Below are 22,224 nucleotides of genomic sequence, written 5' to 3'. Positions count from 1 at the left end.
CCGTGATCCGCACGAACCCCTTCGACTTCGGCCTCGACGATCTCAGCCTCGACGTCCGCCCCGGCGTCCCGCGCGAGGACCGGGTCTACGCGCCTCAACCCGGGACGATGCCGCCCCGCCTCGACGCGCACCTGCAGCGGGCCACCGAGGCGGTGTTCGCCAAGGAGGGCGGCGAGGGGCCGAGCGACTACCTGCCCGCCGACAAGGTGATCGAGCTGTTCGAGGCGGTCTCCTTCGCCAACCAGCACCACGGGGTCGTCCTCAACGGCTTCCTGACCGTGAACTGGTCCTGGTGCGGCGTGCGCGACCCGCGCGCCGTCTCCTGGCTGACCACGCGCCTGATGAACCGCATCGGCAAGGCGCGCGGCGGGGCCTCGGCCCGGGCGCCGCTCCTCTACGTCCACGTCCACGAGAATGCGCTCGGCCGCCTGCACACCCACGTCCTGCTCAACGTACCGGTCGGCACCCGCCCCGCGCTCCTCGAGCAGGTCGTGCGCAGCGTCGGCCAGCTCACCGGGATGAAGCCCCCATCCCACACCGTCGACGTGCGCCAGCGTCAGGACGGCCACCGGATCACGCAGCAGGGGCGTTGGCTGCGCTACGTGGCCAAGAGCCTCGACCCGGAGGCGCGTGTCCGCGCGCCCGACGGCCGGATCTACCCGCTCGGCGCGCTCCTGCAGCTCGAGAAGTGGCAGGCGAGCGGGCCAATCGGCGACAAGTCGCGCGTCGGCGGCGCGGTCGCGCTCGCCCGGAGCGCGCGGGCCGCGGGCGGGCACGTCTCGGCGCTCGACCTCGGCGCCTTCGCCGACCTCTACGACGGTTGGGAGGTGCGCCTGCACCGCGCGCGTTGCGAGCGCGAGCGCCCCATCCTGAACGCGGCCCCCGATTTCCTCTTCCGGAACCCGCCGTGATCGAGCGGAACGAGCCCGACCCCCTCGACCTCGTCGCGGAGATCGACGACCCCGAGCTGCGGGCGCGAACCGCCCGCCTGTGGGGCCTCGACCACGCGGACGCGCTCGCTCGCGTCCCGCCGGTCGGCGACGGCCCGCACGCGCGCCTACTCGCGACGTTCCAGGCCGAGGCGCCCGGGGTGATCACGCCCGTCGAGCCCGATCCCGAGATCGCGACCCTGCTCGAAGACCTGCCCCAGGTCCGCCTGTGCTGCCGGCTCGCGCCGGCCGTCCTGCACCGGGGGCTGCCGACGACGGCGACGTGCGAGGCCGAGAACGAGACGGACGCGGAGGCGGTGACGCTGGCCCACCTCGCCGAGCCGCTCGCCCCGGCGCGCACCGCGTTGTCGGAGACCGGCTGCCTGCCGGCCGAGATCGCGATCGACCTCGTCGACGCGGTGTCCTTCCTGACTCAGGAGCACGGCCTCCTGCCGAACGCGCTGATCAGCGTGCGGTGGGAGGCGGTCGGCGTGCGCGACCCCAACCGGGCCGCGGGTCTGGCGCACGAACTCGCCGCGGCCGTCGGCGCCTTCGTGCGCCGCGAATTCACGCCCGACCACCCTGACACGTGGGTGCTCGTCCACGACGCGACGGCCGAGGAGGGCCTGCGCACGCGCCTCCTCGCCCACGTCCCGGGCTGGCTCCGCACGGCGGTCCGGGGGGCGATGACCGAGGCGCTGCGCCGTCTCGTCCGGAAGCCCGCTGGCGAGGCGCTCGTCGTTCGCTTGCCGCGGCGGCGCGAGACGGCCGAGCGCGTCGCTTTTACCTGGGCGATGGTGCGCGCGATGCTCGCCACCCTCGACCCGGCGGCCGTCCGCGCGGCCGGCGACGGGCAGCGCTTCCAGCTCGCGCGGCTCTTGGGGGTACCGAGGCTGATGGGCACCAACCGTCTCGGCGACGTCGAGCCGGTCGCTGTCGCCGCAACGCTCGGGCTGTCCGCGCGTCGGCGCGCCCGCCGCGGGTTCTTCTCGGCGGCAAGACGCGGCGCGTGGCACCAGATCGCGACCGGCTGGGAACTCGCCGAATTCGCCGCGCGCACGCGGGACTGGGCCTGCATGCACGAATGGCTCGACCGCCTGGCACGCCACCCGCACGTCGACGCGCCGGTGCGCGTCTACGTCCCCCGCCCCGGCCAGGGCCTCGTCGACGACCCGGACGCGCCGCTGCCCGATCCCGGCCGGCGGTGGCCCGGCGAGCACCCCAACGCGCTGACGATCCTCTACGGCCTCGACGGCGTGGTCCCGCTGCGGGAGGGCCAGAGCCGGACCCTGTTCCACGGGGCGGAGCGGGTGGCGCCGATCCGGCTCGGGTGGGCGGGGGTGGGTGATCCGCCCGAGCCAGATCCGCTCGGCTAAGCGCGCCGCGGATCATCGGCGCGCTCGATACGCGCGGAGGTAGACGCGGGGCGTGAAAACCCCGCGCGGGTCAAACGGATGGGGTCGCCCGCCGCGTCTGGCCCGTCCCGTCGGAGAGGCGGAGCTTCAGGCCGCCCGCAGGGTCGCACTCTCCGGATCGTAGACGAGGCCCGCGATCGAGCCGTCGCGGATGCGCGCGACCGCCTCGTCGATGACGGGCAGCGGCACGAGGAACCACTCGCGCGGCCGCACCGGCTGGCCGAAGCGATCCTCGATCGTCAACTCGAGGCGCGCGTTGGCGAAGAGGCGGTGGAACAGCGCCTCGAGCCTCACACGGTCGACGTTGAAGAGCTGGTAGGTCGCCACGACCTCCACCGCGGCGAGCAGGTAGGTCGGGTCCTGCGCCGCGTTGGCGAGGCGCGCCTCGACCCGCCCCCCCGTCACGCCGATCTTGTGGATCAGCGCACGGTGGGCGGCCACCGTCGGATGGTCAGAGCGGCTGCGCAGGACGTAGATCGTCCCGCTCTCGAGGTCGTCCGCGTCGGCCTCCTCGCCGAACAGGGGGCCGGCCGACGGGTTGGTGATGCGCCGCCCGGCCTCGTCGCGGTGGAGCGCGCGCTGCAAGGAGCGCAGGGTCAGGTCGCTCTCGGTGCCGTTGTCGTAGATCACCCGCAGGCGGCTGTCGCGCCGGTCGTAGTCGGTGATGTAGGCCTCGCCGACCTCGGCGACGTAGGCGATCTGGCCGCCGACGATGAAGAACTCGTGCCGCTGGATCTCGGCCATGCGCTCGAAGCGCCGCGTCCGGCGCACGCCCTCGGCCATGTCGGCACGCACCCGCGCGAACAGCGGCTCGAAGGTGGAAAAGTCGCGGCACGGCGTGCGGTCGGCGATCTCCTCGGCGGCCCGGACCTCCTCGCGCGGCTTGACGTGGCGCAAGGCCGTGACGTCGGTCTCTGCCGGCGCCGCGACGCCGAGGGCGGCCATCAGCGCCGCGTCGTCCATCTCGGCGGCTGCGGCGGGGGTGACGACGGCCGGGTCGGGCGCGAGCAGCCCGCCCGCGTCGAGGGGGCCCAAGAGGTCGCGCCAGCGCTGCGACTCCCGCAGGCGGTCGAGCCGCACCGCGTAGAGGCGCTCGAAGATGTCCCGGTCCTCGCCGTGGCGGGGCGGGCGCCCGTGGGTCTCGACGAAGCGCTGGATGTCCTCGAAGCCCGCGAGCACGCGCTCCTCCTCCGGCGTGCGGGCGGCCACGGGCTTGGGCGGGGGCGCGACGCCCAGCGCCGCCAGCAGCTCCGCGTCGGTCAGCTCAGCCACGGGCGGCCTCGGCCTGCAGGCGCGCAAAGGCGGCCACGCCCTCGGCCATGCGCTTCTCCCAGGCGTCGGGCGAGGTCAGCTCGGGCAGGCGCCCGCGCTCCTGCTTGAAGCGCAGCGCCCGCATGGCGAGGTCGCGCGCCTCCTCGTAGCTCAGGTTGACCCGCTTGCCCGCGATCACCGCGGCGACCTGCTTGAGCGTGTCAGGGTTGAGTTCTCTCGCCAGCACCTTGTACGCTGCTTCGAACGGGTTGACGCTGTCGATGAGGTCGACGTCGAGGTCGCGCACGTCCATGGCGAAGCGGCGCACCCCGTCGACGAAGGCGGTGTTGGAGCGCGGCTCGCCCTCCGCCTCGCCCCCCGCCCGAGCCTTGGCCTGCTGGGTGATCGCGAGCGCGGCAATCGCGTGCTGGCGCACCGCCTCCTGGTCGGCCTCGGTGAGTTCGGGATAGCGCTCGCGCACGATCTTGCCCATCCGCTCGCGCGTCAGCTCCTGGGGCGCGGTCTCCTCGTCGAACAGGCCGCGCTCGAGCACGCTGCGGTCTTGGACGAAGGCGGCGATGACCTCGTTGAGGTCCTCGGTGCAGATACGCGTGGCCTCGGGACTCTGCGGCTCAGCGAGCCCGCCAATCTCCATGTGGAAGCGCTCGGTCGCCTCGTTGAAGCCGACGTTGGTGCCGCCCGCGACGTAGCCGGCCGCGCCGTAGTCGAAGCCCTCGCGCTGCCCGCTGTCCTTGGGGCTGAACTCGAAGCGGGGGGCCAGCACCTGCTCCATCAGAAGGCTCGCGGCGATGGCCTTCAGCGTGTCGTTGATCGCGTCGATCACCTTCTCCTGCGCCGCGTCCGGCTCGGCGATCAGGTTGGTGAAGCGGGCGCGCGGCTTGCCCGGCGCGTCGCGGGTGGCCCGCCCGATGATCTGTACGATCTCGGTGAGGCTCGAGCGGTAGCCCACGGTCAGCGCGTGCTCGCACCAGATCCAGTCGAAGCCCTCCTTGGCCATGCCGAGCGCCAGGATGACGTCGACGTGATCGCGGTCCATGCGGCGGGCCGGGTCCTTGAGCGCGCCCACCACCCGGTCGCGCTTGGCCGGATCGTCGTCGACGAGGTCGGCGACCCGGATGAGGCGCCCGTCGGGCCGCCGGATCAGATGGAAGCCCGTGGCCGGGTCCTCGCCCTCCCACTGGCCTAACGCGTCCATGATCTCGTTGGCCTCGCGCGTCTTGTCCTTCGTGCTCTCGCGGGCGTTGACGCTCGGGATGTGGACGATCGTCTTCTGCCCGGGGTCGAGCACCTTGGTGATGTCTTTCAGGTAAGAGCCCGAGTAGAAGTAGTAGCCGATGTCGAGCGCCTTGAGGTGCTCGTAGCCGTTGAGCTGCTCGTAGTAGGTGTAGGTGACGGTCTGGAACTTGGCCTCGTCGCCGGGGCCGAGCACCGCCACCGCGTCGCCGCGGAAGTACGAGCCCGTCATCGCCACGAGGTGCGCCCGGTCGCGGGCGATGAGCGCCCCGAGCTGCGCGCCGAGCCGGTTGTCGGGGTTGGCGCTGACGTGGTGGAACTCGTCGACAGCGATCAGCCGATCGTCGAAGGCCTCCGCGCCCAGCTCGTCGAAGGCGAAGCGGAAGGTGGCGTGCGTGCACACCAAGACGCGGTCGGGGCTCGCCAGGAACTCGCGCACCGCCCCGACCTTGGTGCGGGCGACCCCCGCCTCGTCGGCCCCCGGCACGTTGCACAGGTTCCACCGCGGCCGGACCGTCCAGTCGGCCCAGAACCCGGAGCGGGTCAGAGGCTCGTCGGCGAAGCTGCCGCCGATGGAGCGCTCGGGCACGACGATGATCGCCTGCCGCACGCCCTGGTTCTCGAGCTTGTCGAGCGCGATGAACATCAGCGCGCGCGACTTGCCGGATGCCGGGGGCGATTTGATCAGCAGGTACTGCTCGCCCCGGTGGGCGTAGGCGCGCCGCTGCATCTCGCGCATGCCAAGCGCGTCGGGCTTGGTCGAGGCGCCGGTGGCGGCGGTGCGGACCGAGACGGCTGGAACCAAGGAGGCGTTCATGTCGCGATCGTTTCTGCTCGGGTCAATCCTGGAACAGCTTACTGCGGGCGACTGCCGCGTTCGCAAGATCCAATGGGTGGCAGCAGCGACCAGCTAAGCGCCGGCGACGGAAAGTGGCTCCAACGGTGGACGACCGGCATCAGACCGCCCCCACCCTCGCTCGTCGCGGCTTCAGCTTGGCTGCTGCTTGCCCCGTCTTCGCTGGGGCCACAGCAGCCATCTTCGTGTAGAGTTGGAACAGCTTCTCCAGCCGCTCGGTGTCATTGCGGAAGCGCCGGCCGATGTAGATGCGCTCTAGAATCTCGTCGTTCTGTTCGTGCGCGAGACGCAAGTCGTCGGGCATACGCTCCGGGTCGTACAGATCTGCCATAGAGGTAGGGAAATGGGCTTCACGGGCTATCAATATTGCTTCAGCGCAGCGGGTCAAATCGCTTTTTTGCTCCTCGGTAAGCTTGCAGATTGGAAATGTATTCCACCCCAAATTGCTCGCATACCTCAGCCGAGTTTCGAGTTTGCCACATATCGTTGATATCCAAACTAGATGAAGTTTCGAACTTAGAACAGAAAAATCCACAAGCGTTCCGTCGTAGATAGCATGCGCAAGATGCGTGATAATGAAGTCCTTACTTAGAAAACCAATAGGCAGGTATTCTCTCCGCTCCGAGGAAACCTGTGGGATCAAAATTTGGTGCTCGCAACATTGATTGCTAAATCTAAACTGGTGTGGCTTTGCAGTCAACGTAACGGCTACTTCGCCACCCGATTTCCGATAGTCTATGACAGAAGAAATCCTACTGGACGTGACCGGGTGCCCAGCTGCAAACTCCTTTTCTTTGTCCGAAAACCAAAAGCAGTATCTGCTAACACCATCTACCAGCTCGCTGGTGCCACACACTCTTCGAATGTTGGCATGCAGTTCCGGGTACCTCCGCTTGATATCCGATGCCTCGGCTGCTTCAATGAACAGGTGCCCACCATCATATGGCGCGTTGCCCGTGATCATGCGGGATAGATTGTTGAGGTTATGAGAGCGTGGCTCTACAATATCGTTAGTGCCCTCGACAAGATAGGGACTGATATTTCTAACGACTCTCTTCGTGTTGGATGAAAAAATATATTTTTCTCCAGCGTAGGCCCGTTCGAAGCCGATGATTGTGCAGGTTACGCCGGCATTCCTTTGGGCATTGTTCGCCCATTTGAAGGGCTCGTATGCAAACACAACCTCGCAGCCGAGTTCAAGTATCATAGGCCATAGAGTCGGAACATGAGTGCCTTGACACACGGAGTTCGTAGAGACGATAGCGGAGCGTTTCGCGTAATCAAGGTGTCGGCAGGCCTTGATTATGAAAGCAGTTACATAGTCAAGATTTTTTGACTGCTCTCCATTCTTAAAGACGCATTTCATATCTTGCTTCTGAACCAAGTTTTGTTTCTTGCCTCCAATATAAGGAGGGTTTCCACAGATATACGTTTCCGGCTCAACCACCTCGCCGGCGCCATTGTCCTCAAGCGCGAAATGCCCCGTCGGCCCTCCGAGGTCGTGCTCCTCCACTACCATGCGCATCGCCGGCGGGCAGATGGCCACCCAGTCCATCTGCAGCGCGTTGCCGATGTGGATCTGCCCCGTACGATGAAGCGGCAGCACCATTGAGCGCGCCGCCTGCTGGCTGATGAGCCGCGCGTCGCACTGGAACTCGGCGATGAGCAGCGCCAGCCGCGCGATCTCGGCCGGGAAGCCCTTTATCTCGATGCCGTAGAAGTTGGTGAGCGGGATGACGGAGGTCGGGTCGTCGCCCGTGCGCCGGACGATCTCGTGCTCGATCTCGCGCAGGCGGATGTAGGCGATGACGAGGAAGTTGCCCGATCCGCAGGCCGGGTCGAACACGCGGACCGCGCCAATCCGCCGGCGCAAAGCCCGCAGCTTGCGGGTGCTGTCACCCGCCGCCTCGAGGCTCGCCCGCAGCTCGTCGAGGAAGAGCGGGTTCAGCACCTTCAGGATGTTGGGCACGCTGGTGTAGTGCATGCCGAGCGCGCCGCGCTCGTCGTCGTCGGCCACCGCCTGGATCATCGAGCCGAAGATGTCGGGGTTGATCTGCTGCCAGGAGAGTTCGGCCGCGCGCAGCAGGTAGGTGCGCGCCATGCGGCTGAAGCGCGGTACCTCGCCCGCGTCCGAGAACAGGCCGCCGTTGACGAAGGGGAAGGCGTCGGCCCAGGGGCGCAGGCCGGCGCGGGTCGCCACCGGTGTCGCCATCGCACGGAACAGCTCGGCCAGCACCGTGTGGGTGTTGCCCGCGGCGGCCTCCGACATCTGCTCGATCGTCTTCGAGAACAGGGCGTTGAGGAAGATGCCGGTGTCCTCGGCAAAGAAGCAGAAGATCAGGCGCGCCATGAAGCGGTTCAGCTCCGGCCGCTTGGCCTCGCTCGCCCAGTCGGGGTTGTCCCTCAGCAGCTCCACGTAGAGCTTGTTGAGCCGGCCCGTGGCCTTCACATCGATCGGGTTGTCCTTGATCTGCCGCACCGTCGAGATGCCGGCGAGTGGCAGGAAGAAGCCGAAGTGGGCACCCAGCTCAACGAAGGGACAGCTCAACGGGTCGTCGGCCGCCATGTCGTGGGCCTGCACCTCCGCGCCGTCGGTGGCGAGCGCGAACTTGACCCGGTTGGCGGCCGTCTTCGGGCTGGCGCGCAGCGCGTCGAGGGTGGCCCCCACCATACCGGGCGCGCAGACTGCGAGGTGGACGTTGTTGCGCTGGAGCACGCCGCCCGGCACGTCGGAGGCCGAGCCGCCGCGCAGGCGCTTGATCGTCACCTCCTTGTTGCCGAAGGCCCGCAGGAAAGCGAACGGGAACTCGGCCCCGTCGAAGGGCTCGGCGGCGAGCTGGGAGACGGCTTCTTCGATCTCGACGGCGTTCATGCGGAGGGGTGTGGGTGGTGTCCAGGGCGGGAGACCCTACCACCGGGCGGCTGAATCGTCAGCGGAGCGCAGCCCTCACCATCGACCGCGGGCGCTGCAGCCGGCTGTCGTCCACAGCGACCGTGGATTGCCTCCGCCGCTGGATCCGCCTCATCACGGTTCCCGTGTGCCTCGACCCCTTTCTAGGGGGTCGAACCTTGGTGGGCGCTTGAGGAGATCGTCCTTGCCGAAGAGCAAGGCTTCGCCGGTGACGCGGCGAAGCCAGCCTGACCGGATGGGCCCGAACCTCGGAGCCGCGCCGTCGTCGACCGTCGGATCGGAGGTGCAACCTTGCGATAGGCAGGCCGGGGTTGGGCTGTCGGCCTTTACGCACCGCTTCCCGCCATCCCGGCGGCCAGCGCTGACTGCGCCGCGCCCTCCGATCCGCGGGGCGCGGCACGTCCGAGGGGGTTGGCTGCCAAGCCTTGTACCCCTCTCCTAGGCACGCGCATCACTGCCCGCGCCCTTGGTGCCGATGCCCTTCGGCGTTTTGATCCGGCTTGCCCACGACGCCTGGCTAGCGGTGAGACCGGTGCCCATGAGGGGCCTGGCGTGTCCCGGATATGGTGAAATGATGCGCGGGCGCGCAGCGACGCGGATCCAAAAAGTTCAGCCGGGAACCGAGGTCGTAGCTGTCTGCGACAGCCGGTAGCGCGGCCGGTCCCTCGGAGCGGCCGCGAAGGTAGATGGGCGGTCCGGAAACCGCGCTCATCGCAGCCACATGCGAGTCGGCCGCGGTCTGGCCTTCCCGGTCGCCTGAAGCGGGCGACCCGTTGGGGGGATCGGAGATCGCCGCCGGCATTGACGTCGCGGGCGGTGAGGTCGGCCGCATTCGCCATTTCGGCCGTTAACTCGGATGCCGGCCCCGCTCAGGCCATGCCGCGCCCGCGGAGCGAGGATCATGTCGAGGCGGAAGCCCTCGATTGATGCGGCCTGCCCAGGCACGATCACTCCCCGGCGAGATCGCGGACCGTCACGCGATCACCGCCGTCGGCGCTCTGGCCGATCGTGGCACCGAAGGCCGCGCGCGGACGCAACCCAGCGCGCAGCCCCGCGGGCGCCTAGAAGTCGGTGTTCCCCCGCCGGATGACGCTGCGCGGCGCCTCGCCCGCCGGGGCCTGGGTTGGGCTCGCAGTCGGCCCCGGGCCGGCTTCAACGTCAGTCGGGCGCTGCGTCTTCGTCAGCATGTCCCGCGTGGCCCGGGCGGCGGTCATCGACTTCTCGCTCAGGCCCACGACGACCCAGGCCATCTGTTGCTTCTCGTCGTAGCCGCTCTCCAGCACGACGACGCCGCTCAGGGTCCCGGTGGACATCGATGAACTCAGCTCGGTCAGCGACTGCCCGATCGTGCGCTGGTCCACCGTGCTGACGCTCCTGCCCTCGCCGGCCTTCTCCTGGGTCGACTTTGAGACAGTGTTCTCGAACTCCGTCACAGCGCGGCCGCTGGCGACCTCTTGCTTTAGAAATCGGATGATTTCGCCCTTCGCCTTCTCCTCAGCGATGATGGTCGCCGTGTGGACGCCGCGCTGGTCGGCGAAGGTCACCGGGTGCCTGTACATCGAGTAGATCCGCCGGACGCTGCCGTCAGGATTGAACTCCAGCTTCACGCCGTTGGCGCCGACCTGCCATTCGACGGAGCCGTCCGGCCGCTTCTCGACGCTCTGCGCGCCGGCCCCACCCGCGAGCGCGGCGTACACCGCCGCCGCGGCGGCGATCCTGACGATGCCCATCCGATGTCCCTCCCTCACGACGCGTCCCTGGCGATGCGTGCGCGCACGGACGCGATGCGCGCGATGGTGGCGTTCGGCAAGAGCAGGTTCAGGTACCCTCGGACCCGGCTACCGCGCTCCGGGAAGACGAGAACGTCCCCGAACGACGTGCCCATGTCGTTGCTGGTGACGGCGAAGAATGGGTCCTGCTGAGCTGACACGCAGTAGTTGAAGTACCCTCGGTCCTGCCCCTGACGCGCCGCCCGCGACCCGTCGGTATGAAGCGACGGATAGCTCCGAAATGGTTGCCGCGAGGCGAAGACGACAGCCCCGTCCTTGTCGAGGAACTCCACGACCAGCCGCAGGCGCTGCGCCCGCTGGTCGAAGTGCAGGCACGCGCCCTCCGGGGGGCAGCGCTGCCGGTAGCTCTCGTTGGTGACGAAGGTTCGGCCCAGACACTCCGCCATGACGCCGTCCGGGGTCTGGTAGGACGCGAAACAGGCTGCGACCCCCAGCTGCTCCGACGGCGTGCGCTCGGACAGGAAAGTCCGCTGCTCCCCCCCGGCGCCGCGCGCGAAACCGGTGTTGAAGGCCGGGGGTTGGCAGTTCTGCTGGCCGGGCCGTCCCCTATCTGCGCGATCGAGCCTGACGAACACCGTCGCTCGCTTCTGTGCGATGAGGTCGAACTTAGCCCGCCACTCTCGTGCCGCGTCGTCGTTGACGGAGTAGGTGAGCGGGATGCGCAGCCACGCCTCGTCGGCCGTGGACGGCAGGCTCGCGTCCACCTGCGGCGTGCCCACCCCGATGCGCACCAAGGTTTCTGCCTTGGCGACGAGATCGGCGTAGAGGTCGGCGGCCGCGGCCTTCTCCTGGCCCAGCGTCTCGACGGTGCTGGCCGCCGTCGCCGTGTCGAAGGCCACGACCGGGACGGCGTTGTCTTGGAGCACTTTCAGGAGCGGTTTGACCGCGACGCCGACCCGCGCTGTGACCTCGTACAGGCCGGCCCGCTGCTCGGTCCGCACCACCTCCAGCCGATTCACGTAGGCGTTGGTGTAGGAGATAAGCTTCTCGTCGACGACCTCCGAAACCTTGCGGTCCGAGACGTTGAGTTCCACGCGGCGCCGGTTGTCGACGAACACGCCCACCACCTGCTGGATGGCGAGCCGCGCCGCGTCCTTGCGGGCGGCGTCCGCGCTGTCTCCGGTACCCGTGACCTCCACCGTCCGGACGCCGGGGTCGGCCTCCGGCGCGGGCGGTGCGCCCAGCGGCGCGGCCAGCACGGCGGTGTCGCCGTCGGAGAACTCGGACCCGGGCGCGGCTCCGCCGCGGGTCGGGCGGCGGCCGGGATCGGCCTGGACCGGGGCGAAGCGGCTCGGACCCTCGAATTCGTCCCGGCCCCGCTCGGTCGGGAACGCCGGCTCCCGCTGCCGCTCGGCGTAGGGGGACGGGGGCACGCCGCCCAGCATGCCTTGCAGGATGCCCGGCAACACGGCGCGCGGGTCGACCGGTGGACCGCCGTAGCCTTGGCCGAACGGGTCCCGCGCGTATCGCGGGTCGGGCACGGTCGGCCGCGCCTGCGGGGCCGCCTCGCCGAAGGGGTTGCGCGCCCGGTCCGGGCCTGGCGGCCCACCGCGCAGCAGCGCTGCCCGCTCCTGCGCATCGAGGAACTCGGCCGGCGCGTGGCCCAGCGTCTGGCGGTAGGCGCGGATCGCCTGGCGCGTGCCGGCGCCGAACACCCCGTCGGCGTTGCCCGCCATGAAACCCAGCGCGATCAGGCGCGACTGGATGGCGGTCAGCGCCTCGGGGCGCAGGGTCGCCTCCGCCAGCGCGTCGCCCGACAGCGCCGCCCGGTAGACTGCCGCACGCGCCCGGTAGCGCTGGGCGACGCAGGGTGCGGCCCGCCCCGGGTCTCCGCTCGTGTTCGGAGCGAGCCCGCAGCCGTCCTCGACGGTCTTGAACCACGCCACGTGCCCGTCCCGCAGGCGGGCGCGGTCGGCGCCCTCGACGCTGAAGTAGGCCGCCCAGTAGGACGCGCTCAGGGCCCAGTCCGCCTCCCACGAGGCGGGGTCGCGGCAGATCGCCTGGGACAGGGTCGATTGGGCGCGCCCGCAGTCGAAGGTCGGGCCCGACGGCGTCTGGGCGCGCGCGCCGGCACCAACCAGCAGCGCGAGAGCCGCGCCCCACGCCATCGCGCCGATGCGATGCCCCACAGACCGTCCTCCCGAGCGTCGCCGTCCATCTATCAACACCCTAAGATATCCCGGCAAGCCGTGTGGTTGGGGTCCGCGGCCCGGGCGGCGGACGAGCATCGCCGTTGTGACCGGGCCGCCACATCGGCCGCGGCGGGTGATCCTGAGGTCGTGACGGCGGGCGGAACACCGCAGGCCCCGTCGACTCGGACCCAATCACTATCCTGAGGGAGGGCAGACCGTGACCGTGAGAGCCTGGGCCATGCGCACCTCGCGCGACAGCCGCTCCCACCGCGACTTCATCTTCGGCGAGTTGCTCGAGGGACGTCTGCGGCAGGGCTGGGGCTGGCTGCCCGAGCAGGACCTCGCCGCCGTGGCGGCCCGCTCACGTGATCCGGCCGTCGGCTATGCGGGGCTGAGCGAGGCCGAGAAGATGGCTTGGGGCCACTGGCGGCTCCTGGGCGAGGCCTCGCACGCGCCCGGGGACGCCATCCGCGTCGGCGACACGGTGCTCGTGCCGAACGTGCCGGAGAACGGCACGTTCACCCTCTGCCGCGTCGCCGGTCCTTACCGCTACGACGTGCCCGCCGCGATCGGCGACCTCGGCCACATCCGCCCCGTCGAGGTGCTGACGCCCGGCGGGGTCGCCTACACGTCCGACCTCGTGCTCGCCCCGCTGCGCCGGTCGCTGAGCTGCCGATCGCGCCTGTGGAGCGTGAACCAGTACAGGGACAACCTCACGGCGATCGCCGCCGCGGTCGCGTCGGGCGACGTCGCCCGGAGCTTCGCGCAGGGCACGAACCACCTCGCGCGGGCGCAGCGCGCGACCGCGGAGAGAGTGCAGGCGAGCGTCGGCGCGCTAGCCTCGGCCATCGCCGATCCGCTGCGCGCCGTCCTGAAGTCCGCCGAGTGGGAGCCCGTGCTCGCGGCCGCGCTCGTGCCCCTGATGCGCGACGTCGAGGTGATCCACACCGGCGGGGCGGGTGAGGAGGGGGCCGACATCGAGATCCACGTGCCGAACCCGTTCGCGCCCGAGAGCCCCTGGGTCGTGGCCGTCCAGCTCAAGGACTACGAGGGCGAGATCCACGAATCGGTCGCCGACCAGATCGAGCAGGCCATCACCGCCCGGCTCGACGGCCGCCGCGGCACCGGTGCGCTCGTGGCGGTGATCCTCGCTGCGACCAAGGCGCGCCCGAGCGAGCGCCTCAGCGAACGGCTCGCGATCCTGGCTGACACCTACGGCGTCCAGGTGAGCTGCGCGCACGGCGACGCCCTGATGCGGGTGCTGGCCAAGGGCCTGTTCTCACGCCAGCGATGATCGGCCCCGTCACACCGGCGTCTTGCCGTCTGGCCTTTCGCGATCGTGGTCGGCGAGTTGCCCGGCGAGGTCGGCGAGCACGCCGCGCAACCCCCGCCAGGGCTCGGCCGCGTCGCAGGCCCCGCCCGGCGCGTGCAGGGCGAGCAAGACGACGAGCTTCAACTGCAAGCTGGTGAGCGTCGCCGCCGGCTGTGCCAGGAGCACGGCCCCCACCGCCCGGACTGCGCGGGCGACGCTCGCCTCGTGCTGCAGGGCGTCCGCCAAGCCGTATGCTTCCGCCTCGACGTCCCAGACGCGCCGCCGCCGGAACAGACGTCGCTTGAGGCGCTGCGCCCGTGGCCCCGGCGGACAGTGCCGGTCGATCGTGTCCGGATCGGCCGCGAACAGCGCCGGGGTGCCGGGTGGGGTGGGCAGGCGCACCCGGGGCCACCCGAGGCGCGCGACGAGACCCGCCTCCAGCCGATCGACCCGACTGAGCGCCCGCTCGTGGGCGACCGCCAGCGCCTCGAACTGCCCGAATAGCCGCGGGATCGGATCATGGGGCGGAGCTGAGACGGAAGATGTCGTCGCCGCGTCCGCGCCGGTCGGGACCGGCGCTAGGGCGAGCAGCGCCAGCAGGCGCCGGCGCGTCGGGCTGCGCGGGCCCGGGGCTTCATCGGCCCCAGAATGCGGAGGCTTCTCACCGAAGGTATCCCGGGTCATGCCGCGATCCCGGCGTCGGTCGCGGGCCGCGCGAACGCCTCGAGGTACTGCGCGGCCCGGGAGGCGAGCGAGGCGGCGGTGGCGAGCGCGCGGGGGTCGTCGCGCAGGATCGGCAGCCAGCCGGCCATGTAGGCGGCGTGGTCCGGGTGCGGCTCGGGGGCGATGTCGAGCCGCGCGAGGACGAAGGCGGCGCCCAGCTCGGCCACAAGCTCCTCGGCGGCGTAGGCGCGGGTGGCGAAGCGGGTGGAGAGCCGCCGGTCGAGGCGTTGTGGTGCCCCGGTCCAGTGCACGAGTTCGTGGGCGAGCGTCCCGCAGTAGCCGGTGGCCGACCGGAAGGCCGCGCGGTCCGGCAGGCGGATCTCGTCGCGGGCAGGCAGGTAGCAGGCCGAGGCGCCCGTGCGGATCACCGCGCCGGTGGCGGCCACGAACCGGTCGAAGGCCGGGGTGGGGTCGAGTGGCATGGGCGGGAGCGCGGGCAGTTCGGGGGCGCCGTCGACCTGGGCGGCGTTGAACACGGTGGAGGCGCGTGCGACGAAGCGGAGCGCGTCCGCGTCGGCGGCGCTCGCCCCTCTCGATGTCAGTCCTGCGGCCCCGGGTGGCAGGTCGCGGTAGAACAGCACCGTGGTGCCCTGCTCGCCGCGCCGGACCTGCGCGCCCCGCTCGGCCCACTGCCGGTAGGTCGCCCAGCGCGCGTCGGCGTAGCCGCGCTCCTGGCCAGCGAACCACAGGGCCAGCGTGTTGACGCCGCGGTAGGTACGGCCGGTGAGCGCGTTGCGGGGCAGGCCGCCGGTGGCGCGATGCCAGGGGCAGACCCAGGTGGCGGGGTCGGCCCCCTCGAGCTGGCGCAGGATGGCGGCGGTGACGCGGGTGTGGGGATCGGCCATATGCCCTCGCGGGATGCGCACCGGTGCAGGGGCCCGGCGGCGGACGAGGAAGGTTCACGGAAGGGTCAGGGCTCTTGAGCCCGCCGGTCGTTCACCAGGGTCGACCGGCGTATTCGGTGATGCAGTGGGCAGGATGCTCCCGGGGAGCGCGAGCGCCGGTGCGCTCCATCGCTGCCGGCCGATCACGCCTGGGGCGCCTGCTCGCCACCGGCTTCAAGGGAGGCGCTGCGCGGGGGCTGAGGATTGTTGAAATTGGGTTGTTCGACCTGAGGCGGGCTGGGGTCAGACATGCTCTCGAGGCCACGTGGGCAGTCGTCCACAGGATGATTGCCTCCGACCCTCATGAGGGTGATGGCGAACTGCGTACGCTCTCCCCATCTCGTGCCAGTCCAGCACTCAGGCAAAACGACTTGGCCGACCTCGCCTCGCTCTTCGATAAGTCCGGCGCCGGCTACTGGAAGACCCGTTCCGACGACGAACTCCTGGAGATGGAGTTCACCACCGACGATCCCGAGAGCCTTGAGAACGTCTCGAACGACCCGCCGCCCGATGAGGAGGCGATGGTCGAACTTGCCTACAACGTCGCCGGCCGCGAGCGCGGCCGCGCCCAGTGCGTGTTCTGCAAGCACCCGAACCACGACCGCGGGGTCGTCATGCTGTACCGCGACGGGCAGCGCCGCCTCGTCGGGCGCGACTGCGCCCACAAGCGCTACGGCGTCGTCTTCGACGAACTCGTGAAGGACTTCGACGCGGCCAAGGACCGCCGCGACTACGTCGAGCGGCAGCGGACCATTCTCTCGAAGCGGGCGGACTTGGTCGACCTCATCCGCACCATGCGCCTCGACCCGAACGTCGCCGCCTTCTCCGACACGCGTCAGCGCCTGAGCGATTTCCTCGGTCCGGCCGCGTGGGGCCGCTTGGTCCGGGTCGCCGACGGCGACGGGTACCTCGCGACGGAGGAGCGCCTGCGCGATTACGGCCGGGAAGAGACCCGCGGCGGCAGCCACGTCCGGGGCGTGATCGTCCGCGGCGACGTCCTGCGCGGCGCCGACCTCGTCCGGTCCGGCCCCTCCGTCGCTGAGCGCCTGCTGGGGATCGAGCGCGAGGTCGAGGGGGTGCTGGCGACGCTGAACGGACAGGACGTGACCACGCGCTCGATCCGCGTTTCCCTGGTCCGACTGGGCGAACTGATGCGACAGATCGAGGAGCAGCGCATCCGCATGCGCGGGTTGATCAGCTTCTTCGACAACTACAACCTGCTCGCGGTCGCAGGTTGGCTGCGGAAGCTCGACCCGCGTTCCCCGGTTGTTACCGCCACGTTACCCGATCGCTTCGTCATGGCCGACGGACGCGACCCACGCGAGTGCGGGCCGCCCGGGGATTACCGCGTGCCCGGTGGGGCGCTCATCGCAATCATGCAAGAGGCGGTGTCGGCCCAGAGGAAGGTCGACCGGGCGTCGTAAGCTAGGGCTCCGCCGAGACCTGCTCCACCGAGCGCTTCTTGTTGGGGTCGATATTCTCACCGCGGTTGGCCGCCTCAAGCTTGTCGGCCATGTGCCGGACCCACCGGATGACCTTGGCGACCTCCGCCTCGGTCGAAGAGTGGAACCGTTCAGGCGGACTCGGCTGCGTACCGTGTTGGGTCGCCCATTCGACGTCGTTACGCTGAAGGAAGAACTCTGTAGCACGCCGCCTGGCCGCGTAGTGGAGGAACATGCCCGCGACCTGCGTGACGTCCGCCACTGTCCCGTCGAGGAAGTCGAGCGAGAAGGCATTGTCACCCGACGCCTGTGATCGCTTCGAGGTCTGGCCGACCAAGCTCAAGGCGAACCGCTGCTCCGGCGAGAGGGAGAACTTGCACGCCTTCACGTCGATCGTGCCGCGCAGCGTCGCATACTGCCGCGCGGACTCACCCTCGGCCGAACCTGTACCGTAACCGTGCAACCTGACCTTCATCGGCCCCGCCTCCCTGACGGCATCCCACACCATGTCTAGGTGGCTTGCGACCCTTCACACAACGTCAGTCGATCAAACCAGCGCCTGACCGGGTCGGCCCCAGGGCTAAGAAAGATGCCTCGCACAAATCCCCGTTTCTTTGGAGGGATTTGCGTCCCGTACTCGTGTCTGGCTCTCCCTCAGGCCGAGAATGCAGGAGAGACCAGCCGGTCGGCGAGGTCCGTGATGCGCTCGCGCCAGGCCAGCGGGGCCAGCCAGCGCTGCGGGATGGCCGAGGCCCCGTACACCGCCCCGGCGAGCTGGCCGGTGACGGCACCGACCGTGTCGGCATCGTCCCCGAGGTTGACGGCCAACACGAGCGCGTCCTCGAACGTCGCGGTCTTGCCCACCGCCCAGAGTGCCGCCTCCAGCGTGTGCACGACGTAGCCCGTGGAGCGGATCTCATCCCGGCCCTTGCCCCGCCAGGAGCCCCGGGCGAGCGCGTCGATCGCCGCCTCGCCGTCCCGCACCACCGGCGTCAGCGCGTCGTCCGCCCCGGTGAGGAAGTGCCGGGGGCGCAGGCCCTCGGTGTCCGCCCCGATCCAGGGGCGCGGGCGCAGCACGTCGGCCTCGCCCTGGATCGCCCCGCGCAGCAGCTGCACGAGGTAGGCGCAGGCCTCGACCGCCTGGGGGGCGCCGTGCGTCGTGCGGCTCTGATCCCCCGCGATACGCTCGGCCTCGCCCGGGTCATCCAGCGTGACGAGGGCCACGGGGGCCAGCCGCATCAGCGAACCGTTGCCCGCCGTGTCCGGGGCGGTCGAGCCGGCGAAGGGCTCGCCCGTGCGCTCGTAGCGCGCCAGCGCCGCCCGCGTCGCGATGCCGATGTCGAAGCAGGTACCGGTGCACGAGTACACCCCCTGCCGGTACCAAGCGACGAAGCGGTCCATCAGGTCGCGCGGGTCGAGGGCAGGGTGGGCGGCGAGGCTCTCGGCCAGCGCCAAAGCCATGCTCGTATCGTCGGTCCACGCCCCGGGCCTCAGCCCGAACGGCCCGCCGCCCAGCATCTCGGTGTGGCGGGGGTGGGTGTCGCGGCGGGTGAACTCGAGCGTAGTACCCAGCGCATCGCCCACGGTGAGGCCGAGCAGCGCCCCGCGGGCGCGGTCCAGCACAGGGTTCGACATGGCGGGGGAAGGCTTGACGGAGGAAGGCGTGACGGCGTGGGACAGGGGGCAGCTCCCGGGATCGGGGGGGGGGCGGCCGCCGATACGGCCGGCGGTCGGTGAAGGTCGGGGGAGCGGGCTACTGCGCGGCCACGGCCTCGAGGTACACCTGATCCCGCGCAGGCGACGTCCAGCTCAAGCCGTAACCGTACAGGCGCACGCCGCGGGAGGTGTAGAGTCGGGCCGAGCAGGAGCGCACGGCCTCCGCGTTCTCGCGCATGCCCCGCACGGTCGCAGCGAACTGCTCCGGGGGCGTGCCCTTCGCCGGGCGCAGTTCATCGATGCTCCGGCGGACGGTCTCGGCGTGGTCGGTCATCTCGGTGATCGCCTGGACGCGGATCGGCCCGGTCAGCGCGGTGGCCTGATCCTCGACCGCCTGCCGCAGCAGCCGCTGGGCCAGGGCGGAATCGCAGGCGGGCAGCTGGCCCGGTACGATGCCCGGCTCCGTGGCGGCGGGGACCGAGGCGGGGCCGCCGTCGGCGCGGTGCCACAGGCGATAGCCGCCGAGCAGGACGAGGGCGGCGAGGCTGCCGACGACGGCGGCGCGGCGGGTGCGCGCACCGTCGGGCGCGGCGGCGTTGGTCCTGTAGCGGGCCCGCATCCGCGCGATGAGGTCGGGGGTCGGGGTCTCGGGTCCCGTCTTGGGGGGTGTCTCGGGCGGGGTGGGGCGCATCGGGCTCTCCGGGGCCGACGCGCCTGCCGCGCCGGTCCGGGAGATTCAAACGAGGCCCCGAGAACTTGCGGCTTCAGAGTGTCGCAGGGGGTGGGGGCGAGATGTCCGCACCGGTATCCGTCTCGCCCGCCCCCGCGCCGGCCGTCCCCCCGTGAGCGTCACCCGCGGCCGCCGGCGGCAGGTCGGTGACGGACAGCGCCACGAACCGCCCGGGCGGGCCGCCCTTGTCGATGATGGCGGTCGCGCGCAGCCGCGTGCCGTCGGGGCGCGTGGCGGTGATCGCGTAGGGGGTGAGGACCTCGCCGTCGCTCATGACGTCGCAGTCGTCGACGTGCACGCCGGTGCCGGCCGGCGCCTCCGGCACGGCGTGCCGAGCGGTGCCGGTGTGCACCACGCCCGGGTAGTTCGACGTGACGCCGACGCTCTCGACCGCTACATCGGTCAACGTGGTCGCGCCCGGGTTGCACAGGTAGACCGGCCCGCCCGCGCGGCCGTGGACGAAGTGGAGGCTCAGGCCGTCCGGCGCACCCGCGGGCAGCGGGATGGTCGCGGGCGGCGGGACGGGCGGCGCGGGCGGGCGCCACAGCGGCACATCGGCTGGCCGGCGGAAGGCGGCCGCGACCTTCGCCGCGGTCGGATCGCCCACCGCGTAGACGCGCAGACCGAACTGGGTGCGCAGGCGCTGCGCCTCCGCCTCCCACACCGCCTTCTGCGCGCCGTCGTAGCCGAACACCACGAGGCGGGGGATGCACTCGATCTGCAGCCGCCGCGTGCCGTCGGCGACCTCGCGGATCAGTGGGTCGAGGGGGGCCTGCGGGCGGTTCAGCCAGGCCGGGTCGTGGGCACGAACCGACTGGCGCAGGTCGTCGAGCCGCACCAGCGCGCGGCAGACGAACGGGTAACTGTACTTCAGTCCCCCGGAGTTCTGCCCGATGCTGCCCCGGTAGCGACCCATCTGCGCGACGATGCCCGGTGCGCGCTTGGGGGCGGCGCGCAGGGCGTCGTTCGAGAAATCCTTGGCCTCGTGAAACACGAGCCAGGCCTCCCCCGGGTTCCCCCGCTCCTCCAGGCTCGCCGCGTCGAGGCGATCCTGCCGTGGACCGGTCCGATGTGCGACCCCGCTACCCGTTGCGGCGTCGGCTGGCTCGTCGCCCTCGCCGGGATCATCGCCGGCCAGCGCGATCTCGAGGTCGATAACGTTGGTGCTGGCCCTGACCAGCGCGTGCACCCCCGCCTTCTCGACGCCGACCAGATTGCCCGCCGCCTTGATCATCTCGGCGAGCGTCTGCGGGCCCGCGTAGTCCGACCACAGCAGCGCCTTGCCCGCGATGGAGAAGGCGCCGTCCTCGCCCAACGCCACCCGGGTCTGGCCTTGGCGCACGAGGTACTTGGCGTGGGTGTCGGCCACGACCCGCCCGCGCACATAGCGCACGCGAAACAGCGAGGCGCCGCGGTGGTAGACGTCGAGCGCCTCGCGCCGCACAGCCAGGATCAGGTCGGGGTGGGCGAGCACGTCGCGCCACCAGCCGCCGTGCGGGGCCTCGGCCAGAGCCGCGAGAGCGTCGAGGAAGTTCGTGCTCAGCCCGCGGTAGATCGGCGGTTCCGACACGCCGTAGCCGGTCGGGTGGCCCTCAAGCGTCGGGCCGGACGTGTCCGTCATGATCGCGTCCGCTCGCGTCGGGCTGGGATCGGTGGCTGTCATCAGGCCGCGAGGCTCCACCATTCCCCGTCCTCTCGGAGCTGCACCGCCGGCCCGAACAGCGCGGGGAAGCGCTCGGGCGCGAAGGTGTGGATCGGGACGAGCGCCCGCGGCGCGAGCGCGGCGGCGAACCGCTGCAGGTCGGGCACGCTGGCGTGGCCGGAGGTGTGGACGTGCTCGAGCGGGATGCCGTGCGTCGCGAGGTCGGCCTGCAGCGCTTGGCCCCGCGGCTGCGCGAGGTAGCCCTCCCACTGCGACCACACCGCCCGCGCCCCGGTGAGGCACGCCGCGCGGTCGAGGTCGCGCAGCATCGCGGGGCGGAACAGCAGCGCGGCGCGCGGGGCCAGTTCCGCTAGTGCCTCGGGGTAGATCCGATGGGCCTTGTGCGCCTCGAGCAGGTCGAAGCGGCCTGAGCGCTTGATCTGAACGCGCTGGTAGTGCGGCACGTGGACGGCGACGTTCGGCCAGTGCGACTGCGGGATGTTCGGGTTGCCCGTCGCCCGCAGGATCTCCGCGGCGTAGAGGTCGATGACGAGCGTGCGGCCCGTGCGCTTGCACGCCCGGTAGAGCGACACCATCCGGTCGATGTTCTGGGCGGACGCCGAGACCAGCGCGAGGCCGGGGGTGTCGGCGAAGAGATCGACGAAGCTCGCCTCGATCTCGCTCTCGGTGGGGAAGGTGTGCTGCGGGTCGAGCCGGCCGAGGCAGGAGCCCTCGAGCAGCAGGGCGTCGACTCCGCGCGGGGCGCAGCGCACCAAGCGCTCGAACAGCGCGGCCTTGCGCCCGTGTCCGCGCAGGTCGCCGGAGTAGAACAGGCGCTCGTCGCCTGCCGCCACCTCGAGCGCGTAGGCGTCGTAGGCCGAGTGGTCGACGAGGTGCGGCGTGACCGTGAATGGGCCGAAGGTCAGCGGCACGCCGTCTGAGAACTCCACCGCCCGCTGCGGCAGGTAGGGCCGGGGCACGAAGGGCGCGGCGGCCTTGAGGATGCGGTGGGTGGCGGCGCCGAGCGCGACCGGCAGGTCCGGCCCAGCGAGGTGGGCCAAGCCGACGTGGTCGAGGTGGCCGTGGCTGAGCACGAGGGCGAGCAGATCGCCGCCCCCGGCGAGCCCCTCGATGGCGGGATGGACGGTGGCGTCATCCGGATCGCCGTCGAGCGGCAGGCCGAGGTCGAGCAGGAGGCGGGCGCCGTCACGCTCGAGTTCGACCGCGCTGCCGCCGATCTCGCGCGTGCCGCGGTGGATGCGCACGCGCATGCAGTATCCCTCTCGCGGTACGCGAA

General features: G+C 70.8%; 16 protein-coding genes. 4 read left to right on the top strand and 12 right to left on the bottom strand.

Annotation, left to right across the window (positions count from 1 at the left end; all coding sequences use genetic code 11):
* The first annotated feature begins 2 nt into the window (after positions 1–2).
* Both ACP56T_RS17600 and ACP56T_RS17595 read left to right on the top strand, forming a co-directional pair.
* On the top strand, positions 3–911 hold the full coding sequence (locus ACP56T_RS17600; protein ID WP_430913450.1) for a hypothetical protein: 909 nt from the start codon (positions 3–5) through the stop codon (positions 909–911).
* A complete protein-coding gene (locus ACP56T_RS17595) occupies positions 908–2,305 on the top strand; it encodes a hypothetical protein (RefSeq protein WP_430913449.1) in 1,398 nt (465 codons plus the stop codon). Before ACP56T_RS17600 ends, ACP56T_RS17595 begins: the two co-directional genes overlap by 4 nt.
* Before the next feature lie 126 nt (positions 2,306–2,431).
* On the opposite strand, the gene ACP56T_RS17590 is transcribed toward ACP56T_RS17595, so the two are convergent.
* The 5 genes from ACP56T_RS17590 to ACP56T_RS17570 all read right to left on the bottom strand — a co-directional run bounded on the left by ACP56T_RS17590 (position 2,432) and on the right by ACP56T_RS17570 (position 12,535).
* Positions 2,432–3,616, bottom strand: a complete 1,185-nt coding sequence (locus ACP56T_RS17590; protein WP_430913448.1) for a GIY-YIG nuclease family protein — start codon at positions 3,614–3,616, stop codon at positions 2,432–2,434.
* The gene (locus ACP56T_RS17585; RefSeq protein ID WP_430913447.1) at positions 3,609–5,666 is read right to left on the bottom strand and encodes a DEAD/DEAH box helicase; all 2,058 of its coding nucleotides are present in this window, start codon (positions 5,664–5,666) and stop codon (positions 3,609–3,611) included. The genes ACP56T_RS17590 and ACP56T_RS17585 overlap by 8 nt, the downstream gene beginning before the upstream one ends.
* A gap of 139 nt (positions 5,667–5,805) precedes the next feature.
* Positions 5,806–8,577 carry a class I SAM-dependent DNA methyltransferase gene (locus ACP56T_RS17580; RefSeq protein ID WP_430913446.1) on the bottom strand — a complete coding sequence of 924 codons (2,772 nt, stop codon included), beginning with the start codon at positions 8,575–8,577 and terminating at the stop codon, positions 5,806–5,808.
* 1,100 nt (positions 8,578–9,677) lie between these two features.
* Positions 9,678–10,346 carry a hypothetical protein gene (locus tag ACP56T_RS17575; protein ID WP_430913445.1) on the bottom strand — a complete coding sequence of 223 codons (669 nt, stop codon included), beginning with the start codon at positions 10,344–10,346 and terminating at the stop codon, positions 9,678–9,680.
* Between the two features lie 14 nt (positions 10,347–10,360).
* Entirely contained in the window at positions 10,361–12,535 is a 2,175-nt protein-coding gene (locus ACP56T_RS17570; RefSeq protein ID WP_430913444.1) for a peptidoglycan-binding protein, read from the bottom strand.
* Positions 12,536–12,755: 220 nt separating this feature from the next.
* Here ACP56T_RS17570 and ACP56T_RS17565 point away from each other — a divergent pair, with 220 nt between their 5' ends.
* Positions 12,756–13,832, top strand: a complete 1,077-nt coding sequence (locus ACP56T_RS17565) for a hypothetical protein (RefSeq protein WP_430913443.1) — start codon at positions 12,756–12,758, stop codon at positions 13,830–13,832.
* Positions 13,833–13,841: 9 nt separating this feature from the next.
* Here the strand turns inward: ACP56T_RS17565 and ACP56T_RS17560 are convergent, their stop codons facing one another.
* Together ACP56T_RS17560 and ACP56T_RS17555 are read right to left on the bottom strand one after the other, a co-directional pair.
* Positions 13,842–14,534: a hypothetical protein gene (locus ACP56T_RS17560; RefSeq protein ID WP_430913442.1), complete on the bottom strand. Its 693-nt coding sequence runs from the start codon at positions 14,532–14,534 to the stop codon at positions 13,842–13,844.
* The gene (locus tag ACP56T_RS17555) at positions 14,531–15,418 is read right to left on the bottom strand and encodes an ArdC family protein (RefSeq protein WP_430913441.1); all 888 of its coding nucleotides are present in this window, start codon (positions 15,416–15,418) and stop codon (positions 14,531–14,533) included. The genes ACP56T_RS17560 and ACP56T_RS17555 overlap by 4 nt, the downstream gene beginning before the upstream one ends.
* Before the next feature lie 410 nt (positions 15,419–15,828).
* On the opposite strand from ACP56T_RS17555, the gene ACP56T_RS17550 reads away from it, so the two are divergent.
* Entirely contained in the window at positions 15,829–16,881 is a 1,053-nt protein-coding gene (locus ACP56T_RS17550; RefSeq protein WP_430913440.1) for a hypothetical protein, read from the top strand.
* Position 16,882: 1 nt separating this feature from the next.
* On the opposite strand, the gene ACP56T_RS17545 is transcribed toward ACP56T_RS17550, so the two are convergent.
* The 5 genes from ACP56T_RS17545 to ACP56T_RS17525 all read right to left on the bottom strand — a co-directional run bounded on the left by ACP56T_RS17545 (position 16,883) and on the right by ACP56T_RS17525 (position 22,198).
* Positions 16,883–17,374, bottom strand: coding sequence for a hypothetical protein (locus tag ACP56T_RS17545; RefSeq protein ID WP_430913439.1), 492 nt, complete (start codon positions 17,372–17,374; stop codon positions 16,883–16,885).
* Positions 17,375–17,553: 179 nt separating this feature from the next.
* Positions 17,554–18,534, bottom strand: a complete 981-nt coding sequence (locus ACP56T_RS17540; protein ID WP_430913438.1) for an ADP-ribosylglycohydrolase family protein — start codon at positions 18,532–18,534, stop codon at positions 17,554–17,556.
* A gap of 118 nt (positions 18,535–18,652) precedes the next feature.
* Complete coding sequence (locus tag ACP56T_RS17535; protein ID WP_430913437.1) at positions 18,653–19,246, bottom strand: hypothetical protein; 594 nt, start codon at positions 19,244–19,246, stop codon at positions 18,653–18,655.
* Between the two features lie 73 nt (positions 19,247–19,319).
* Complete coding sequence (locus ACP56T_RS17530) at positions 19,320–20,948, bottom strand: hypothetical protein (RefSeq protein WP_430913436.1); 1,629 nt, start codon at positions 20,946–20,948, stop codon at positions 19,320–19,322.
* A complete protein-coding gene (locus ACP56T_RS17525; protein WP_430913435.1) occupies positions 20,948–22,198 on the bottom strand; it encodes an MBL fold metallo-hydrolase in 1,251 nt (416 codons plus the stop codon). Before ACP56T_RS17525 ends, ACP56T_RS17530 begins: the two co-directional genes overlap by 1 nt.
* Positions 22,199–22,224 lie beyond the last annotated feature (26 nt).

It is taken from the genome of Methylobacterium endophyticum (assembly GCF_050591105.1).
GTDB lineage: Bacteria > Pseudomonadota > Alphaproteobacteria > Rhizobiales > Beijerinckiaceae > Methylobacterium.
This window is presented reverse-complemented; position numbering and strand designations above follow the sequence as displayed.